Here is a 21,372-nt window from a genome sequence, read left to right as displayed (position 1 = left end):
TTGGTAAATATAGATAGCTAACAAAAGTATCTAGTTCCCAAGAAGCTCCCACTTCAATCAGACCGCAAGGTCGATAAGTGGTGAGTAGTTCACGGAAAGATCGTTAAAGCTTGGTCATAGTTCCAAGAAAGTGAAGTCAATATGGAAAATTATAATAGGAGACGTAGACTCGTTTGTCTTTTTTTGCTACATGAAAATCAGGGATCACTCGCGAGAATGTGAGAATAAGATTTTTCGTAAATTGACCTATTTTTAAATCGAGGGAGGAAAAATAATCATGTCATTTCAATCAAAGTCTTATCGTCATTTTTTAGCGACCTCAATGACTGCGGCATTGATTGCCACGGCTGCTGCACCTGCAACAGGATTGGCGGCGACAGAATTTAGTGATGTTAAAGAAGGTACAGCTTACTATGGCCCAATCACCGAACTTGCCAAAGCAGGGGTTGTGAATGGGTATAATGATGGGACATTTAAAATTAGAGGAAAAGTAAAACGAGCGGAAGCAGCTCAAATTATTGCAGCTATTCGCGGCTTAGATTTAAATGCCAGCAAGGCGCCATTTACAGATGTAAAACAGGATGCTTGGTATGCAAAAGCAGTTAATGCAGCTTTTGAAGCAGGTGCGATTTCTGGCGAAAATGGAAAATTTAAACCAGATGGAAAGCTGACTCGGGCTGAATTTGCACAAATGGTGATGGCTGCTTATGATATAGAACCAGTAAAAAATGCGGTGCATCCTTTCACAGATGTAAAAAAAGACGCATGGTACGAGAGTGCAATCGCTACACTTTCTTCTTTAGACTTAATTTCAGGGAAATCAGAAACAACTTTTGCTCCATCTGAGCATATCGATCGCGGCGATTTAGTATTGCTCATTTATAAAGTAGATCAGAAATACGGTAAAAACCAAGCAGAAACGCCAACAACACCACCGAAAAAAGAAGAGGAAGTAAAAAGTGTTAAAGCACTAAATACGACAACTGTAGAAATTACATACAAGGATGAAGTTGGTGCGATAAAAGCATCTGATTTTTCAATCGAAGGTCTAGACATCAAACAAGTAACGATGAAGCAAGATGATGATAAAACAGTTGTATTAACGACTTCTAAGCAGGAAGGCAATAAGACTTATCGCGTGAAGAAAGCTGGCATGGAGATTGGTACTTTTACAGGCTATTCAGCTGTTGTGCCAGATAAGTTAGAAGTAGCAAACACTACCCAACAAGGGATTGTTGGAAAACAAGTAACAGTGAAAGCCGATGTCAAAATGAAGACTGCTGGCATTCCTGTAACATTTCAAATTAATGCTGGCGACCATGCCAATAAAAGCGAGGAAATTCAAGTACTGACAAATGCTGATGGCATTGCAGAACTTAATTATACTCAATATAATCCAGGCGTTGATGACATTGCTGTCTATCCAACAGACGATCCATCTAAACGCGGCTTTGCCAAGGTATTTTGGGGTATGAAAGATATCCTTAAAATAACTGCTGAAGATAATAAAGGTACTAGCTTAAACAATAATGAAAGCAAATTTTATAAAGTTACTTATCTTGATCCACGAACTGGCAATCCATTAGCGAATGAAACATTGCATATCACTTTAGCAGAAAATATTGATGTAACGATTGACAAAGCTTCACGAGCATTAGTTAACGGGGATACGCCGATGCAGCTGACAAACGGCTCTGTTAAGACAATGAAAGTAATGACAAATATGCGAGGCGAAGCCACGTTTACGCTTAGCGGAGTAGAAACGAAAGCAACACCAATTGTCTTTGTAGATACTGCTCCAGCTAATAACATGTTAGATGCTGGAGATCTCCAACATAAAGCAGAAACGGTCACATTCGGTGCTGCTCAAGGAGCATACCAGATTAGCGTCACTCGCGACGGCAGTGAATATGCGGCAATTGGTATGGATGGCGGCCGTAAATATAAAGTAGTCGTCAAAGATAAAAATGGTAAAGCTGCTTCAGGAGAACGAGTCAACATTGCTTTCAATGAAAACATGGATAACAATCCTTCCACAAACACGAATGCCTTTTTCATTGAGAATGGAATACGTAAGGAAAAAGAGCTTACAATTCAGCTCGATAAAAATGGTGAAGGCAGCTTCATTGTTGGCAGCCTTCTTGAAAATGACTATGCAACGCCTTTCCTTTGGATTGATATTGATTCCCCGAATTCAAGAAGAGGGGTGTACGATAAAGGCGAACCAAGTAAACTGGCAGATATTGTCTACTTTGGCAAAGGAATTCTAGATAATGCATCATTAAATGTGTATCGCAATGAATATCAATTGAAAAAGGACGAAAAAGTCAATACGAGCGATTCTGTTATATTTAAATTTGAAGCACTAAACCAAAGCGGCAACACGCTGAGTTCACATCCTAGTTTAAGAGTTACTTTCACAGTTTATAATGCCGGTGGCGAAGAATTAACGGTACGAATTGGGAATCTCTCGGAGAAAACACTTCGTCCATACGAAAGCTATACGGAGACAATTGAGACAAATCGAGGACCTGGTCAAGTTTATGTAACTCCACGCTACAATGGTACAACGACAAAAGTAAGAGTCGAAGCTAATGCGACAACGATTCCAGCAACAAGCAATGAGCTTGCCAACTATTTAGGCAGCCATATTAGCGAATTGACATTTTTATCTGCGCGGGATATAGATGATACGATTTATACAGGCTATGTATCCAATATTGATGAAAACAAGAGAGAAATTACGTTTTCTGGTAAAGACCCAATCAGCTATGATGGTGCATCATTTTTCGCTGGTGGTGGAGAAATATCACCAAGATCGTTTATAGATGAAGTCAACAAAAATAAAAATAGCTATCAAGTAACATATAAAAAAGATGGAGACAAAGTTACGTTTAACATCGTTTATCCTTATCGATAAGTTGTAACTTAAATAGTTTATCTCTGATCAAATTAAAGGAATAAGGGTGCAGTCCATTTTAACGGATTAGCACCCGTTTTTGTGTTGTCAACCAGTTTTCCCCATCCCCTTATAGAGGTAATTCAGCCAATCTACGATCCTACTGTCATTTGAATATCTTGAAATAAATTCATTTTTTACCCAAATAAATGAAACCAAATAGGAAGATATACGTAAATATAGTATACTTCTCATAAGGAAGTAATCATTTCCAATGGGGAAAGGAAGGGAATTTATATGATGAAAAAGTATTTTTCTCTTGTTTTGGCATTCGTTTTTGTTTTTTCGCTTGCCTTCGGTCAGCAAGCAGCTTCTGCTAAAGCAGTAAAGCTAGTTGTTGATGGAAAAGAGGTAAATGACGAAGTAGCACCATTACTAGATAACGAGAAAGTATATCTGCCAGTCAAGAGTTTTGAGAAACTTGGAGCTAAGGTGGAATGGGATGGCAGCAGCAAGACAGCTACTATCACTAATGGAAATAATAGTTTAAAAGTAACCATTAAATCTGATGCATTTGATGTATCTTTAAATGGAAAAGCAGAAACTCTGAATGATCCTGTTAAATTAGTAAATGAGCGCCTTTATCTTCCACTTCGTTACGTTGCAACAACATTAGGTTTTGACGTGAAGTGGGATAAAGCTGAATGGATTGTTCAGTTAAACACAAAAAACGCTGAAAACAGCAGCCAACAGCCAGTTCCAGAAAAACCATACAATAAAACACAAGAACTATTAGAAAAGTTTGTTTCAACTGATTTAAAAAGTTTTTCTAGTAATATGAAAATCGATCAAACAATGACAGCTTCTTCTGAGCCTGGAGCGCTAAAAATGGGCATGGATTTCAAGATGGATGTTACACAAGAACCGATGTCCATGTATATGAAAACAAAAATGACGATGAATGCAGATGGAGAAACAATCACTGTTCCTGATTCAGAAACATATTTTACAAAACAAGGGTTCTTCCAATATGAGCCAATGAGTAAAACTTGGATTAAATTCGATGATAGCTTTGCAAAAGAGCTTGTAGATGCTTCTATGAATCAAGCAGATCCAGTTAGCCAGTTAAAAATGATGGAGAAATATATTACTGATCTTAACATTACAGAGCAAGATAATCATTATTTGATGACGTATTCAATGACAAATGAGCAAATGCATGAAATGATGGATGAGATGTTTGGTATTCTAGGCGACGACTTTACGGAAGAATTAGATGGCGCTGCTTTAAACATGAAGATTGACCAATCATCTATTTCAATTAAATTTGATAAAAAGACTTATTACCCAATTAGTGTAAGTGGAAAAACGGTTATGTCGATGACAATCGAAGGCGAAACAATTAAAATCAACCAAAATATTACTGGCACTTACAGTAATCATAATCAAGTAAAAGAAATTAAAGTTCCTGCAGATGTAGTGAAAGGTGCTAAAAGCATAGATAGCTTAGAGTTTTAAAAATAGAATTCAATATTCATAGAAAAGAGCCTGGCGAAGTCGCCAGGCTTTGTGTTTGGCAAGCACACGAACTGTTTCTACGAAAAAGTAGTTATGAGAAGCCTCCCATTGCATGAGCTAACATATATGAAAATTCGGCCTTGTTTATTGTTTGATCAGGCTTAAAGCTGCCATCAGGGTAGCCTGCTGCCAAATCATTTGCTGCCAAAATACTAATAAATGCTTTTGCCCAATGCTCTTCAGTATCTGAAAAAATTACATCTGAAGCACCTTTTAAATGAAAGGCATCGACGATTATTTTCGCTGCTTCGGCACGCGTTAATGTTCTTTCTGGATAAAAATAGCCATTTTCACCTGTTAAAATCCCATGCTCACTTAGCTTAGCAACGTCTCCATAGCCAGGCATATCTTTCTTCATATCGATATAGCCTGGGTCTTTAATCGGCATTAGATCAAAAATGAGACTGCGTTTTATCATAGAAGCAGCATGTAATCGTTTAATAGGTTCTTCGGATCCAAAATCATTAAGTTCATATTCTGCTGGAATAATGCCTTTTGCAGTTAGAAATGCTATTTCCTTTTCTGCCCATACTGGCACTTGATCATTTAAAATAACCTGATCATTCATATTAAATGCTTGCCAGAAACGATTTGCTATCACGAGATAACCTTCTCTGTTTGGATGAATGTCTAGGGGATTTGGCAAGTAGGCTTTTGCGTTTTCATTAAATGCTTCTGCTGTTGAGACATAGATTGCATCTCCATGATTTGCCGCCTGCTGCAACGTTTGATTCAAAGAATGAAGCAGCATTTTCACTATTAATTGCTGACGTTCAGGTAAATGCGGAAGAGGATTGTAATATCCCATCACGTGAATGACTGCATTCGGTTGCATTTTTTTAATTTCAGCGATGATCTGAGATGTATTTAAATGAACTTCTTTTAAAGCATCTTCGATGATGCCAAGGTCAATAGTGATACTGCCAGTTTTGTCATCAATCACTTTTTGGAGAAGGTCGTTTGCTCCAGCACTAATTGTAATATAGGTTGCGTTTGCTAGTACGTCTTGAATGGATGCACTGTTGCCGCTTACATCGGGTCTTTCAATATTTGCAATCATATCATCAAGTACATTCTTTGTTGTATACCCCGAGACAGCAAAGCGTTTATCAAAGCTACCCAGCGCATCGATTTCCTTTAGATGATTAGCTAAATAATCGCCGTAGCTAAGATCAAATTGTTTATTTGGTGTTTGTCCTGCAGCTAAGGAATCCCCTAAAGAAACATAATGAATTTGTTTGTTGTTTGCTAAAGAGACGGATGGAGCAATAAGAAATAACACAATAAATAATAAAATGTACTTTTTCATTTTTATTTCCCCCTGTAGGAACTTTCGATAAGAAGAGAAAATATCCTGCTTTGCGAAGACAAAAAAACTGATCCGAACATCGTGCTGGATCAGTTTTTGCAAGTTTACTGTTTTGGTGGATATGCTCTCCACTTTGAAAGGTCTGGTTTTGTTTTTTGAACAATTTTTTGTGGAAAGATAAAGCTCCATGGTTTGCTTGTATTTGCTTTCACTTCTAAGTTCTCAAGTGTAAAGCCGCCTTCTGCGACAATGTCGCCTGCTGCGTCTTCAATGATCAACGGCAATTTTTCAATTTTGATGTTTTTATGTGAGCCGTTGCGAATAAGCATGGTTACATGTAAATCGCCTTTATCTACTAGTTTCGCTTGTAGTCCCATGAAATTTACTTCACCAGGCTTTGGCGGATCAATTGTTTTCAGAAGTTCCTGTAGTTTGTCTTTATCTTGTTCTGAGAGGCTTTTTTCCCAGCTTTTTGCTAAATCTAATTGGTGTTCTTTTTTTAATTCAAAGGCCAGCTTCCATCCGTCTTCAGGGATAGTGTTGATATCAATTTCGCTTGCGTGAAAGATAAAGTTCCAAGGCCGGCTGCTTTCACCGGGAATATCGCCAACAACACTTAAATCAAATTCTTTTCTGCCGATTGTTCGTTCTTGATGATCAACAAGGATCAGTGATGTTTTTTCTAGTTGAATGGCTTGTTTAAGACTGTTGCGAATAAAAGCAGTCACATATAAATCGCCATTCGGCCCTATGTTTATCTCGATGCCTGACAACGAAATTTGGTTTGGCTTTAATGGTGGACATTCATTATTTAAAAACCGAAAAACGTATTCTTTTTCTTTTGGCAAATCCCAATCTGGATGTACTGAAAGAGCAGTTGTAACAGTTGTGTCTTTATCTGTTTCTTTGACGCTTTTACCAATTAGCTCTTCGGAAGAGACAGTGGCATCTTTTCCTTGCTTCTTATTATTTTTTAGAAAAAACATTGATTAATCCTCCTCGGTTACTGACTGTGCCGAATTTCTTTGGACGTTGGCAAGTGTCGCAATTTGTCTGCAATAGTCCATTTCAATTTGTCGATATGTATAAAGAAAGATTTCGTATCCTTCTTGTTGATACAATCTAATCGGATCTTCTTGGCCATATCCTCTTAAGCCAATGCCTTCTTTAAGGCGGGTCATTGATTCTAAATGATTCATCCAATGGTAATCAATAATAGAGAGCAGCTGCCCTTTTGCTTGCAGAAATAATTCTGGATCTGCAGCTCCTGCTTGTTCTATCAATGTGATTGTTTCATCCATATAAGAGGCAATGATCGCTTTTAATGCTGAAAGATTGTCAGCCGTTTCTTCTGAAAAATTCTCCATTTCTACTAATGAGAGTTCACTAATACTCTTCGTCAATCCTTCATAATTCCAATCCTCTGGATCTTCTCCTTCACAATGCTGTTTCATATAATGGTCAGCAACATGATGGTACATATCTTTAACATAATGAAGAATATCATCGCTTTTTAACACATTATCACGAAGCTTGTACACAATATTCCGCTGTTCGTTGACGACATCGTCTAACTTTAACGTATATTCACGAGCTCCGTAATTGCTTCCCTCACAGATGCGTTGGATGCGATCAACAAATTCATCAATGTTCTTATTAAGGATGATTCCTTTGTCATCCGTTTTTAATGATTTTTTCATCTTTTGCAGCTGTTCACCTGCAAATCTTGCAAAAAGATCGTCTTCAAGCGAGATTAAGAACTGACTGGATCCCGGATCACCTTGCCGGCCAGCCCTTCCTTTTAATTGGTTGTCAATTCGTCTGCTTTCATGCTTTTCAGTTCCAAGTACATGAAGGCCGCCTAATTCAGAAACGCCTTCTCCTAGCAGAATATCCGTTCCCCTTCCGGCCATATTGGTAGCAATCGTAATTTGCCCTTTTTGTCCTGCTAAGGAAATAAGCTGAACTTCCTTTTCAACACTTTTTGCATTTAAAAGTTCAAATGGGAGCTTTGCCTTTTCCAAATACTCAGCGACCAAGAGCGATTGTTCGATTGATGTAGTACCGATAAGCACAGGGCGCCCTTTTTCATGACACCGCTTTGCTTCAGCAGCCATTGCTGTGTATTTTTGATCCTTTGTTTCAAAGACGAGATCTTTCATATCGACGCGGATTTTTGGTTTGTTAGTCGGAATTGGAATAACATCCATTCCATATATTTTTTGAAATTCTTTTTCCTCTGTTTTTGCAGTACCTGTCATCCCTGAAAGGATCGGGTACATCCGAAAATAATTCTGAATCGTGACAGTTGCCTGCATTTTATTTTCCTCTGTAATAATGAGGCCTTCTTTTGCTTCTATTGCTTGATGAAGGCCATCGCTTAACGATCTGCCTTCCATAATCCTGCCAGTGAACATATCTACTAATTCGATCTTGCCTTCTCTAACAATATAATCGACATCTTTTCGGAAAATGACGTGAGCGCGCAACGATTGAATCATATAATGATAGAGTGTCTGATGCTCTAAATCATAAAGGTTCTCAATGCCAAAAGATTGTTCAATCTTTGTAATCCCATCTTCTGTAAAGTTCGTTGCCTTTGTCTCGGGATCATAAATATAATCCTTCTCATTTTTAAATCGTTTCACGAGCTGGGAGGTGACGCGAAACAACTCTGAATTTAGCCCGACTTTACCAGCAATAATAAGCGGCGTTTTTGCTTCATCAATTAAAATACTATCGACTTCGTCAATGATAGCGAAATGATAAGGCCGCTGCACGAGCTGGCTGGCATCTGTCGCCATGTGATCGCGCAAATAATCGAAGCCGAATTCATTTCCAACCCCGTAAGTGATATCTGCATTGTAGGCAGTTTGTTTCTCGCCTGCCGAAAGTTGGGCGACATTCAGTCCAACAGTCAATCCGAGAAATTGATGGATTTGCCCGATAATTTCATAGTCACGCTTCGCTAAGTATTCGTTTACGGTAATAACGTGAACACCTTTTCCTTCTAGTGCCCGCAAATAACTTGGCAGCGAGGCAACGAGCGTTTTTCCTTCCCCAGTAGCCATTTCAGCAATATTTCCTTCTAGTAAAGCAAGGCCTCCGAGCAGCTGAACGTCAAAATGGCGCATCCCTAAGACGCGCTTGGAAGCTTCGCGGACAACTGCAAATGCTTCAGCTTTTATATCATCAATTGTTGCACCTTCTGACAATTGCTCTTTAAATGCAACCGTTTTTGCTTGTAATGTTTCATCAGTGAGTTTTTCTATCTCTGGTTCTAGCTGATTTATTTTATCTACTATCTTTAAGTATTTTTTCAATGTGCGATCATGTTGGGTGCCAAAAGCTTTTTTCAAATATGTAATCATACGTTACGCTCCTTAAAAACTGGTATTTATAAGTATAACATAGAAGATTTTATTGCGCACTAACTGTTGATAATACACTGTTCCAGCCTTGGAAAGCAGAACTAAGCGATCGGAGCTCCACTTTAAACTTGTATTGAATATTTATTAAGATAGGAGGAATGAAATGCGAGTGAGTGAGGAGGAAAAGATAGGTAAAGCTTTTTTGCTATAAAGAAGAAATGAGATAAAAAAGAAAGGTATGTGAGTGCTGGAATGATAAGCGATTTAGGTTGTTGCTTCTGCTCTTATTCTAAGTCGTAATTGAAAAAAATCAACTGGTGAATAATGGTGAAATTTGATAGAGTAAGAGATAGATTCACAGATAGGAGGACTGCTCAACATGAAAAAGTGGAAGTTGTTTTTTGTCGCCTTTTTGATGGCCATTTCTGTTTCTTTCCCAGCGGCTGCTGCACAGAAAGACGATATTACCGGCCATTATTATGAACAAGACATGCGAACATTAATAAGCAAAGGAATTATTGCGGGAAATGGGAATGGTGTGTATGCTCCTGATGGAAATGTGACACGTGCAGAATTTGCAGCTTTTATTGACAGAATTTTAGGTTTAACAGACGATTCCGCTGAACCATCGAAGATGATTTTTTCAGATGTAATTCTAGGAAAATGGTATACAGGTTCTATCCACGCTGCCGTAAAAACTGGGATTGTCAGCGGTTATCCTAATGGAACATTTAAGCCAAATAACAAGATTACGAGACAAGAGATGGCAAGTCTCGTAGATAGAGCTCTGCAATATAAAGGAATTTCGGCAGAAAAAGCACCGCTAACCTTCAACGATAGCCGGCAGATCAATCCGGTCTTTCATGATTCAATTCAACGTTTGCTTTCTTTAAAGGTGATCATCAATGATGGCACATTTGGTCCTGAAGTGAAGGCAACAAGAGGTGAAACAGCAGCGGTTCTTAATCGAATGCTGCAAATAATTGAAACACCGCCTAAGGAAGAACATCCGTCGATAGAGACACCATCAAAAGAGGAACCGGCAACACCAGAACCTTCTAAACCGGATGCATCAAAAGATGAACCCGACAAACAAGAACCATCCAAACCAGAATTGCCAAAGGAAGAAGCGCTAGCTTCTGATTATCAGTTGGCAGTCATTAGTGAAAATGGCGATCTTCAGAATAATAAAATGTTTAAAACCTTTGAAGAGGCAAGAAACAATGCAACAGATAATCATGTCATTATGAAAGGCAAAGACATAGTCTGGATGAAAACGGGTGTTGCTGCAACGAATAAATTTACAATACTCTATGACTCGCCTGCATTAAAAGGGGAAGGTCGTACATATGTAAATGCAGGAACAGAAATGAAATTTTTAGATGCTACAGAAAAAGCGGTAAAAGTTGAGTTGGCTGGCGCCGTTAGCTATGTTGCACAAAGCAATGTGAAACTAATTCCTCCTGCATTAAGCAAAGGACGTTCCTATTATATAGCTTCCAGAGGCGACCTGATTCACTACATATACAACCCGATTGCAAATACCACTGTTGCAACAGGTGTCATCGGAAAAGCGCCGGCCTTTATGGCAGAAGGCCAAAAATATTACAGCTGGGATGGCATTTCTTTTACAAATGAAAGTGGACAAGAGGTTGGAGAAGCCTATCAATACTTTACTTTCTTGCCGCTTCATTCAAAATCGAATTATACAGCTGAAGAGCTGGACAACTATTTACTGCATCAGTATCCTGATACGTATAAAAAGCAATATCCGACTAGTCCACTGCTTGGAACTGGAGCCATTTTTAAAGAAATGGAAGAAAAGTATCATGTCAATGCCTTATATTTTATGGCGCACGCTATACATGAAAGCGCCTGGGGAACGAGCAAAATTGCCCAAGATAAGAAAAATCTATTCGGTATGGGTGCAAGCGATGGCAACGCTTATGAAAAAGCATATACATATGCAAGCTTCGAAGATTCTATTAAAGAAGTAGCAGAATATGTGTCGAAAGCGTATCACAATCCGACTAGCAAATATAGCAATACAGTTTGGGGCAGGACCAACTTAAACTATTATCAAGGAGCAGCAATTGGTAATAAAGCAGTTGGCATGAATGTTAGATATGCGTCTGATCCTTACTGGGGAGAAAAAATTGCCGGCTATATGTACCGCGCTGATCAATATTTAGGCGGCAAAGATCGCAACCAGCTTACACTTGCTGTCGTTAATACTGAAAATTTGAAAGTGCGCTCAGGAGCAGGTACTGGCAATGCCGAGCTTTACACATATAAGATAGTAGGAATACCAATGATTATACATGAAGAAGTTCAGGCAGAAGGAGCCACTTGGTATAAAATTAGCCTGGATTCGAATCCTAATGAGCATGGTTTTGTTTATAGTAATGGCTCACTTGGTCAATATGTGAAAAAAATACCATTGGCAAACTAAGCATTAAAAACAGGTGGAGAAACGCTTCACCTGTTTTTTTAACCAGTTCTAGAAGTGAGGAGTCATGATATGCCTGATGAGGAGAAAATTTCCTGAACCAGCATCAATGAAAAAATTTTTTTAAAAAAGTGAAGATTATCAAGGATTGCGGGTTGAACATCGTACTTTTAGCTTAGGATTTTATATTGGAGAAGAAATAATTCAAATGGTGAAGTCTCATTGTACATCTAAAATTCTTTAACCTGCTTCGTGCATCTTTTTACATAATTGCCACTGTAATCCTAATAGAAAGAATAATTAGACACAAAATAAAGAGAGTATAAGGATAGGCTGTCTAAAGTCCAAGTGTATTTCTAAGGAGCTGGATGTCCTTTTTATTTTTCCATAGATCAGAAACAAGAAGAGATTGACCAGTTGTTAAGTCATTTAACTGTTCATCAATGTAATCAAGACGTTTATTTATACCCACGGCAAACTGGTTCACCTTATTTGAATGATTCTGTTGAACTTCTGTGAACGAATCCATTTTATTTGAATGTTCCTGTATTTTTTTCAAATGCTCCTTCTGAACTTCCGTTAACGAATCTATCTTTTTCGAATGTTCTTGTTGAGCGTCTATGAACGAATCCATCTTTTTCGATTGTTTCAGAAGAATTTTCTCATGTTCTTGTAGAATTTTTCCTCGTTTTTGTAAAGCTTTCATCATGTCTTGTTGATTTGTATTTAATTCTTTAATTACTTGCAGCAACATTTCATTTGTTACCTCAGCCACTTTTTATCACTCCTTTGAATAAAATGATAGTATATTGAGGTTGCATCGACAACGAAGGAAAATGTAGATTTAGTAGTAGTGTCTTATTGAAAAATGGCATTTTAAAAGCTCTTTCTCACATTTTTGACTAAAAAACGAATAAAATGACAATTATCGACAAAATTGTCGTTAAACTTTTATCCCAAATCTACTGGCAGTAAGACCCCTACCCCAATTGTTAGATCTGTGTCTAACAATTGGGGTGCAGTTCAGAATCAAAGAAATCTAGGTGGGGGATAACTGAAAGTCAAATGTCCGATTGGTTCGGGCCGACAGGATAAGGAAAGCTTCTTGAATCAACATCGCACGAAGAAAAGGGGTTTCCTTTTCGAGGACGCCTGCGATCTTAGCCTTTGTTCTACTTCTTATCCCTGGGGGGATGAAAGAACCCCCACTCATGGAAGTTTCACTTTATTCCTGTGTTCGTCTTTCTGGATAGGTGCAAGTCCTTTTGAGCCGGCTTTTTCTGAAATAATCGATAGGATTTCTTCGACGAGAGTAAATAGAAGGATACTTGATAGAAGTATCATATATTTGAAATGGATGGAAAATTGAACAGCGAAAAGGAAACATCCATGTCGATTCCTCTATTTGTTTCTTTCTATTTTATGTTATATTTATTGAAGTAAAGGATAGATGTACAGCAGCAGGAGATGATTGATATGAAACGAGTCTCAATTCTTGGGGTTCCATTTATACATACAACAATGAAAGATTTTATATACTTACTGCAAGAAAGGATTGTACAAAAAGAAAAGACTTTTATTGTTACAGCTAATCCCGAGATTGTAATGAAAGCAAATGAAGATGAAGATTATATGAATATAATTCGGAAAGCCAATTTTGTAACAGCAGATGGGATTGGTGTTGTGAAAGCGGCAAAGCTTCTAAATGATCCACTGCCAGAGCGAGTGACAGGCTTCGATATGATGCAGGAACTGTTAAAAGCTGCTGATCAGCACCATCACCGTGTATATTTGTTAGGAGCGGAGGAAGCTGTTTTGCAAGGGGCAATGACAAAAATTGTAGAGGAATTTCCTGGCGTCGAAATCGTTGGCGGCCATCATGGTTTTTTTGATTGGGAACAAAATGATATTGCAAGTGATATAAAAAGGCTAGAGCCTGATCTTGTTTTTGTCGCTCTAGGGCTGCCTCGACAGGAGCAATGGATTGCTCAGCACTTCGCTTTATTTGAAAAAGGAATTTTTATTGGTGTTGGCGGATGTTTCGATGTGCTAGCTGGAAAAGTAGAGAGAGCGCCTGAATTTTGGCAGAAGGCGAATTTAGAATGGTTTTATCGGTTAATGAAGCAGCCAACCCGATTGAAAAGAATGCTGGCATTGCCGCACTTCGTGTTCAAAGTTTATGGACAGAAACTGAAGGGGAAAAAATGAGTAGAACATTTATTAAAAGTACGTTTATTCTAACTATCGCCACACTTGTTTCGAAAATATTGGGCAGTATTTTTCAAATACCATTGCAAAATATCGCAGGGGATGAAGTTTATGGGATTTTTAATCTTGTTTATCCAGTGTATATGGTTGCTTTGACACTATCAGTTGCTGGAATCCCTGTTGCGATATCGAAGCTAATATCGGAAGCTCGTGCCAAGCAGGAAGAAAGAGAGATTCGTGATATCTTTTTAACAGCTGGGATTCTTGGCATTTTGTTTGGGATTATAAGCTTCTTATTGATATATGTGTTTTCACCACAGATTGCTGTATTGTTAGGGGGCGAATCAACACGTTTAGCGTTAATTATTGTTTCAATTACGCTTTTAATCGCACCATATATGGCAGTGTATCGCGGTTATTTCCAAGGCTATGAAGATATGAAGCCTACTGCTATTTCCCAAGTGTTGGAGCAATTTGTTCGTGTTGCTTTCATTCTCGTGATCGCTTACGTACTTGTCCAGCAAGCACGTTCAAATGAAATGATTGCCGGCGGCATTATGGTTGGCTCCTCTATCGGTGCTTTATGTTCCTTGTTTTTTTTACGAGTGATCTTCCAGAAATCTTCGCTGAAGCCGAAAAAAACGGCAAAGTATACGTTCCAAACATTTAAAAAGGTTAGTAAAACGATATTAAAAATATCATTGCCTATTTGCGTGGGCGCGATTACGATGGCGTTATTAAAGTTTGTTGATTCCATCACCCTTCCTTATAGCTTAAAAGCATTCGGTTATCAGTCTGAGGAAATCCTTTATTTATCTGGTATTTATGCGAGAGGGACAGCGCTAGTCCAAATCGCAACGGTTGTTTCTTCTTCCATTGTATTGCCGATTATTCCCCTGATTACAGGAAATTTGCTGAAAAATAAATGGAAGGAAACAAAAGCAGTCATCGTAAAAGCGCATCACATTTCGCATTTTATTTCTTGGCCGGCTGCATTTGGTTTGTTGGCATTAACGCTGCCACTTAACCTTGCTTTGTTCCGGGATTTAGAAGGAAGCACGGTGCTTGCCATTATTGGGTTCAGTTCTTTGTTTACTTCGTTCACGATTTTAGGTACGGGGATTTTGCAGGGGATGAATCGCGCCAATCTTGCTGCTTTCATTATTATCGGCGGTGTACTTGTGAAGATTGGAACGAATCTACTATTTATTCAGCTATTTGGATTAGAAGGAGCAGCCATTTCGACATTAGTTGTTTACGTGCTGTTATGTGTTGTAAATACTTATTTTATCTGGAGAGAGATTCGCTTCCCAATTTGGCAGCGACAGACGATGATGATTGTTCTCTCTTCCACTATTATGGGAGCTATTGTTGGCTTGCCTACCCTATACTTTAATATTTCGTCTTGGGGGCGTTGGCAAGCATTAGGATATTCGACAGTTGCTATTATTGTAGGTGGAATCATTTATGGAATATTAGTGATTCTATTAAAAGGAATTGACAGAGAAACATTACAATCGTTCCCTGTCATTGGGAAACTATTCCAAAAAATGAGAAGACGTGCATAAAATTGCTTGTTGTAAAAAATAGGAGTAGGTTGACGCAAATGATAAAAAAGTGGTAAAATTTTCGAGAGTGAATAAAGACCGCTTGGAAATCGCCTGTTTAGCAGGATTATATTGTACTAAATGTGGGATAAAATTTCATTTACATAAGAATTGGCATCAGTATAGATTAATGCTGATGTCATTTTTATGATTTTTTGTTTCAAGTCTGCGATCAGCAAAAAAGATCGTACGGCATCATAGTTACCTAATGAATATTCAGGAACTATGAAGGTTAAATGTCTAATTAATCTATCAATCAGATGAATGAAAGGTTCAACTTAAAAAAGAATTTTAATGAAAAGGGAAAGGGTGTTGATTGATGAAAAAATGGCTTTCGATCATTTTAGTGCTTTCCATTATATTAACCATTCCTTCTATCTACAAGCGGGCAAAAGTAGAATGGAAGAATAATACATATGAAATGATCATTCCTTACGACGAGATTATGGAAATGATAGATACGGATTCTGAGTTCACTGTGGATGATGTGTTTCTCCTATTAAAAGAATCTGGCTTGACCTCTATAAGTATTGAAGTAGAGACATTAGATAGTTTACAGAAGCGAGGAATTATTTCCTATATCAATCGTGAGAAACTGTTAGAATCAATAGTATTGAGCGGGAAAAACATTGATTCTTTCGATATCCCAGAGAAAAAAGGATTGTTTATTTATGTAGATGAAGGTTCAGAGTTTATCGATAAAATTGAGTATGTTTTTGATGAGATCGAAACAATTACAATTGGAAAGAATCAGTTATATTTTGTTCCTGGCGAAGAAAAAAAGCTGAAAGAAAAGCCGATTGGCTTTAATGAGGATGCTATTGCCTTGATTAAGGGACATGGTTTTCAATTAGTGCCTCGTTTGCCAAGTTTGACCGCTGATAAGGATGGCCGTTTTGTTATTGATCAATTGTTAGCGTTGAAAGATGACCAAGTAAATAGCATGCTATTTTCAGGAAAAGAAGTATTAAGTCATCCAGATAAAAGTGCAATACAAAAATGGGCGAATCAATTTAAAAAAGCAGGATTTACCATTTACTCCATTGAAGGTTTTGAACAGAAAAGTTTTTCAACTGTTGCAACGATCATGGACTATGATGTCATTAGATTACATAGCCTCGACTTAGGCAGCGATAAAAAAACCTTTGCTGAGCTAGTGGATATAGCTATTCGTGCAGTAAAAGAAAGGAATTTGCGAGCACTCTTTATCCACTTAAACTCAGGGCATCCAGATAAGGTGTTAGAGGAAACAGTAGACTATTTAACAACGGTTCGTTCTGAAATGCCTAAACTGTTTAAGTTAGGGAAAGCGGAAACTTTTGACGATTTTAAAATCCCGCTTTGGGAAAAAGCTGCCGCACTCCTTGCTGCAATTGCTTTCGCTGGATTAGCGGCACATCAAGTGCTTCGGAACCGACTTGCGTATGTTGCGATTGCAGGTATGGCGCTGTTATCGGTGGCACATCTCGTTACAGGAAGGGCGATGTTCATTAAACTGGTGGCACTGGCGATTGCGGTTATCGCACCAGTCTATGCGATTATTCCAAAAAAAGGCCAGTTGGAAAAGCGGCACATCGTGCTGATTTATGCGCGGGCTGCGCTGATTAGTTTAATCGGCATTTGGATTATTGTTGCATTGTTAAATGGGAATCAATTTCTCATTAAGATCGATGCTTTTAAAGGCGTAAAATTAGTTTATATAATTCCAATCTTGTTTATGGTCGTGTATGCGGTATGGGGAAGTATAAGGCTTTCATTAAATGCAAGTATACGTTATTGGCATTTAATCATTATTGGAATTCTTGGCGCTGTTGTTTATTATTATATTAGCCGTACAGGAAATGAAGGGACAGCTAGTTCGTTGGAACTTTCATTAAGAGGAATGATGGAAAATATTTTATATGTAAGACCAAGATTCAAAGAAGTGTTAATCGGGTTTCCGTTTTTCGTGTTAGCCCTGTATGTGATGAAGCAACATAAACAGGCTGGTTTATATTTATTAATTCCGTCTGTCATTGGCCACCTATCACTTGTTAATACTTTTACCCATTTGCATATTCCATTATATGTATCATTGCTCCGCAGCGTTTATAGTTTAGCAGGAGGTCTTGTTATTGGTTTGATTTTTATTTGGCTCTATAAGCTTGGCGTCAAAGGCTATCATCTTCTAAAATTGAGGTTGCAGCAATGAAGGTAGTCATATCAGGATACTATGGTTTCGATAATATTGGGGATGAAGCAATATTATATGCAATCATCCATGCACTCCGACAACAGCAAGCGGATGTGGATATTACTGTTTTATCGAACAATCCGTCTGTGACTGAAACTACCTATGATGTAAAAGCTGTGAATCGTTGGAAATTAAAAGAGGTTATGAAAGCTATTAAACATGCAGATGGTTTCATTAGTGGAGGCGGGAGCTTGCTTCAAGATGAAACAGGCTTCAAGAGCATCCCTTATTATACTGGGATCATAAAGTTGGCGCAGTGGCTTGGGAAACCTGTTTTCGTTTATGCACAGGGCATGGGGCCAATTCATCGGGGCTTCAATAAATGGATCACGAAACAGACGCTGCAAAAAGCGGGACAGATTACGGTGCGAGATCGTGCTTCGAAACAATTACTTGAATCGATTGGTGTTCGGAAACAAATCGAGGTCGTACCTGACCCTGTCATCGGCCTTCATGCTGAAGAGTTTCACAGCAGCTGGTTTGAAGCCGCCTCTCTTTCGCATCCTGTTATAGCTGTATCTGTCCGTGATTGGCCGACGAATGTTGATTATAAAAATAAAATTGCAGATGGATTGGATCAATGCGTGCAGCAAGGAATGGAAATCGTTTTTGTGCCAATGCATGGAGAGCATGATGATCGCACTTCAAAAGAGTTGGCAAAAATGATGAAAGAAAAAAGCAAAATAGCGCCATATGATGCTTCCATTGAAGAAAAAATCGCGATTATCGGAAAAAGTGATGTGCTGTTTGCGATGAGGCTGCATGCACTCATTTTTGCAGCGATTACGTATACCCCGTTTATTGCGCTTTCTTACGATCCAAAAATCGATGCCTTTGCCGAGCAATGCAGCCAATGTTTAATTGGCCATGTAAAAGAGGATACGTGGGGAAGTGCAGATGTTCTTAAAGAAATAACTCGACTGCTTGCTAATGAAGAGGCAGAACAGCAGCGGCTGCGAGATATTGTTGCTCCTTTGCAAGCAGCTGCCAATAAGACCGCCTTGCAAGCAATCAATACATTTAGAGGATCTAAAAACTAAAAAATAAGAGCCCTTTTTCTAGTAAGCTATCATCAAGTATGAATAGCTTACTTTTTTTATGGCAAGAAAGGAAAAAGTATCAAGTAAAAATAAAGTGTTTTTCTAAACAATTTTCACAGTATTTTTTTGTATGAAAATTTAAATATGATGATGGAACAATCAGTGTCTAAAAGAAAATGGAGTGGACAGTAAATCAGGTCGCCGCTTCGAAAAAACGTTACTGCACAAAGAAAAATGATTGTCCTATTGATTAATTGCCAAACCTTAATTTTTTGTTTTTTTATTGATACTTTTTACTAAAAGCTGTATCGTTTAATGTGAACATGTTTTACAAAAATTTTACGAAATTTTTACATTTGAAACTATGGATTGATTAATTCTGGAAATCGTTCATAAAAGAAAAGTTTTGGGAAACAACCAACTGACGAAGGAAATCGATGCATTTATATCATAATTAGAGGGTGAAATGGAGTTTTTTCTCATTTCGTTAAAAAAGCAGAAAAATGGAGAGCTTCTTTTTTCAACATATCTGATTATATTCTAAAGTAAAGCATCTTTATTGTGGAATTAGTCTAGTTTGGGGAATGGAGGTTATTTTTTGCTTAAAAAAGCAACTCATTTTTTGAAAAGCAACATTGCTTTTGTTGTTTTTCTGATTGTGATTACTGTGAAGCTGCATTTATTTGCCAAATATACGGATACTCTTTTTGTGCTAAAAGATGCAGCATATTTTAAAGAAGCATTTAAGGCATTGTTTAAAGGGAATTTTGAGGTTTTCTATGAAGGGCTATTCTTAATTAGTATCGGCTCCATACTTGTGTTATCATTTTGGACCATTTTACTTAAAGGCAGAAAACATTATGTAACGCTTTTGATCTTGGATGTAATCATATCCTTTTTAATGTTTGCCGACTTAGTCTATTATCGTTATTTTCAAGATTTATTATCCGTCAGCGTGTTGGCACAGGCAAATCAAACGGGTGATATTAAAGACAGTATAATAGATTTAATAAAAACAAGCGACATCTTGTTTTTTATTGATTTGCTCTTGTTTATTCCAATTGTGGTTTATCTGTTTATCAAGAAAAAAACAGTGAACAATTTATCCTTCATGACAAGGTCTATTACGGCTGGTGCTGCCTTAGTTATCGGGATTTTGTTTATTAGTGGTCCGATTCAATCATATATTGATAAGTATGGCAATCAGCTGTTTACTCAAAATTGGTATAATATGGCTGTTTATTACCGTACTGGACTCATCGGGTTTCATGCGCTTGACGTGTACAATTATGTTGATGATCATTTTATAAATAAAAAAGTGATTGCAGAAGATCAAGAAGAGGCAGCAAAAAAATGGTTTAAGGAACACCAACAAAAATTGATGGAGCCAACACCATTTGCTGGTACTGCTGCAGGGAAAAATGTACTAATCGTTCAATTAGAAGCGTTTAATAATTTTTTCATAAACAAAAAAGTAAATGGCCAAGAAATAACACCGAATTTAAATCGTTTACTAGAAGAGACCATGTATTATGAAAATTTTTATCACCAAACTGCACAAGGAAGGACATCAGATGCCGAATTTTTAGCCAATGAATCGCTTTACCCGCTTTCTTCAGGTTCCGTCTATGTACGCTTTGCTGATAAAGAATATGATGCACTACCACGTATATTAAGTGAAAACGGCTATGAAACGGCTGCATTTCATTCATATGAAAAAAGCTTTTGGAATCGCTACGTCATGTATAACAATATCGGTTTTAACCACTTTTATGGGGAGTCCGATTTTGAACCAGGAGAAATTGCAGGGTGGACGTTGGGAGACAGACCTTTCTTTCAGCAAGCGGTTGATAAGTTAGTTACTTTTGAAAAGCCTTTCTACGGATTTCTCGTTGCATTGACGAGTCATCACCCTTATAATATCCAGGCAGAATATCAAAAGTTAAATGTAGAAGGCTATGAAGGGGTTTTTGCAAATTATTTGCATGCTGTCCATTATGTCGACCAAGCAGTTGGCGAACTGGTGGAGCGGTTAAAAAAAGAAGGCCTTTGGGATGAAACGATTTTTTTAGCGTATGGCGATCATGACTATGGAGTCGAGGAATATGAATGGATGCTGGGAGTCGCAGAGTTGGAAAATACACCACTTCATGCAGAAATGCTCTTAAATCAAATTCCATTTTTCATGCATCTTCCTCATGATGAAGGAAAAGGCATCTATTCCCAGGCTGCTGGCCAGATAGACATTGCTCCAACGATTTTGCATCTATTGGGGATTGACACTAGCCAATTATATATGATGGGAAATAATATGTTAGTTGAAGACCCTCATATTGTAGCTTTTCGCTATGGTTCTTTTACAGATGGCCAAGTCTATTTCAAGGCTTCCCCAGAATTCTTATTTGAAAAAGGTACTTGCTATGATTTGGAGTCAATGGAAGAAATAGAAGTAAATGCTTGTCGGTCTCGATATTTTGACGCTCGTGAGCAACTGTTGATTTCAGACGATATGATTACAGGAAATTTAATAAAAAAATTTAAGAAAGAACAATAGTTATTTCGTTTTGCCATAAGGAAAGGCTTCTGAATCCAATGTTGCCTTTCCTTTTCTATGCATTAATTCTATGAGATTCATAGGTCATGGGATGCAACTTTTGGTTAAGTTACTGAATCTAATA

At 37.8% G+C, this 21,372-nt stretch carries 12 protein-coding genes; 8 read left to right on the top strand and 4 right to left on the bottom strand.

Features of this window, described 5'->3' with window-relative positions:
• Window positions 1-277: 277 nt before the first annotated feature.
• Both J2S08_RS14885 and J2S08_RS14880 read left to right on the top strand, forming a co-directional pair.
• A complete protein-coding gene (locus J2S08_RS14885) occupies window positions 278-2,920 on the top strand; it encodes an S-layer homology domain-containing protein (RefSeq protein WP_307230835.1) in 2,643 nt (880 codons plus the stop codon).
• 276 nt (window positions 2,921-3,196) lie between these two features.
• On the top strand, window positions 3,197-4,417 hold the full coding sequence (locus tag J2S08_RS14880) for a copper amine oxidase N-terminal domain-containing protein (protein ID WP_307230832.1): 1,221 nt from the start codon (window positions 3,197-3,199) through the stop codon (window positions 4,415-4,417).
• Between the two features lie 91 nt (window positions 4,418-4,508).
• Here J2S08_RS14880 and J2S08_RS14875 read toward each other — a convergent pair whose 3' ends face one another.
• From J2S08_RS14875 to secA2, 3 genes are all read right to left on the bottom strand, one after another.
• Window positions 4,509-5,786 (bottom strand): S-layer homology domain-containing protein, encoded by a 1,278-nt coding sequence (locus tag J2S08_RS14875; protein ID WP_307230830.1) that lies wholly within the window; start codon window positions 5,784-5,786, stop codon window positions 4,509-4,511.
• A gap of 104 nt (window positions 5,787-5,890) precedes the next feature.
• A complete protein-coding gene (locus tag J2S08_RS14870) occupies window positions 5,891-6,772 on the bottom strand; it encodes an accessory Sec system S-layer assembly protein (RefSeq protein WP_307230828.1) in 882 nt (293 codons plus the stop codon).
• Between the two features lie 3 nt (window positions 6,773-6,775).
• A complete protein-coding gene (gene secA2, locus J2S08_RS14865) occupies window positions 6,776-9,157 on the bottom strand; it encodes an accessory Sec system translocase SecA2 (protein WP_307230826.1) in 2,382 nt (793 codons plus the stop codon).
• Window positions 9,158-9,536: 379 nt separating this feature from the next.
• On the opposite strand from secA2, the gene J2S08_RS14860 reads away from it, so the two are divergent.
• The gene (locus J2S08_RS14860; protein WP_307230825.1) at window positions 9,537-11,609 is read left to right on the top strand and encodes an S-layer homology domain-containing protein; all 2,073 of its coding nucleotides are present in this window, start codon (window positions 9,537-9,539) and stop codon (window positions 11,607-11,609) included.
• Between the two features lie 334 nt (window positions 11,610-11,943).
• Here the strand turns inward: J2S08_RS14860 and J2S08_RS14855 are convergent, their stop codons facing one another.
• A complete protein-coding gene (locus J2S08_RS14855) occupies window positions 11,944-12,381 on the bottom strand; it encodes a hypothetical protein (RefSeq protein ID WP_307230823.1) in 438 nt (145 codons plus the stop codon).
• Between the two features lie 701 nt (window positions 12,382-13,082).
• On the opposite strand from J2S08_RS14855, the gene J2S08_RS14850 reads away from it, so the two are divergent.
• The 5 genes from J2S08_RS14850 to J2S08_RS14830 all read left to right on the top strand — a co-directional run bounded on the left by J2S08_RS14850 (window position 13,083) and on the right by J2S08_RS14830 (window position 21,248).
• Complete coding sequence (locus J2S08_RS14850; RefSeq protein WP_307230822.1) at window positions 13,083-13,814, top strand: WecB/TagA/CpsF family glycosyltransferase; 732 nt, start codon at window positions 13,083-13,085, stop codon at window positions 13,812-13,814.
• Window positions 13,811-15,382, top strand: coding sequence for a putative polysaccharide biosynthesis protein (locus J2S08_RS14845; protein ID WP_307230842.1), 1,572 nt, complete (start codon window positions 13,811-13,813; stop codon window positions 15,380-15,382). Before J2S08_RS14850 ends, J2S08_RS14845 begins: the two co-directional genes overlap by 4 nt.
• 358 nt (window positions 15,383-15,740) lie before the next feature.
• A complete protein-coding gene (locus tag J2S08_RS14840; protein WP_307230820.1) occupies window positions 15,741-17,612 on the top strand; it encodes a DUF5693 family protein in 1,872 nt (623 codons plus the stop codon).
• Complete coding sequence (csaB, locus tag J2S08_RS14835; RefSeq protein ID WP_307230818.1) at window positions 17,609-18,694, top strand: polysaccharide pyruvyl transferase CsaB; 1,086 nt, start codon at window positions 17,609-17,611, stop codon at window positions 18,692-18,694. Before J2S08_RS14840 ends, csaB begins: the two co-directional genes overlap by 4 nt.
• A gap of 598 nt (window positions 18,695-19,292) precedes the next feature.
• The gene (locus tag J2S08_RS14830) at window positions 19,293-21,248 is read left to right on the top strand and encodes an LTA synthase family protein (protein ID WP_307230816.1); all 1,956 of its coding nucleotides are present in this window, start codon (window positions 19,293-19,295) and stop codon (window positions 21,246-21,248) included.
• Window positions 21,249-21,372: the final 124 nt, after the last annotated feature.

Origin of the sequence: Bacillus chungangensis (assembly GCF_030812995.1) — a bacterium.
Taxonomy (GTDB): domain Bacteria; phylum Bacillota; class Bacilli; order Bacillales; family Bacillaceae_C; genus Bacillus_CF; species Bacillus_CF chungangensis.
The sequence above is the reverse complement of the archived record's forward strand: the minus strand, read 5'-3'. Positions and strand labels throughout refer to the sequence as shown.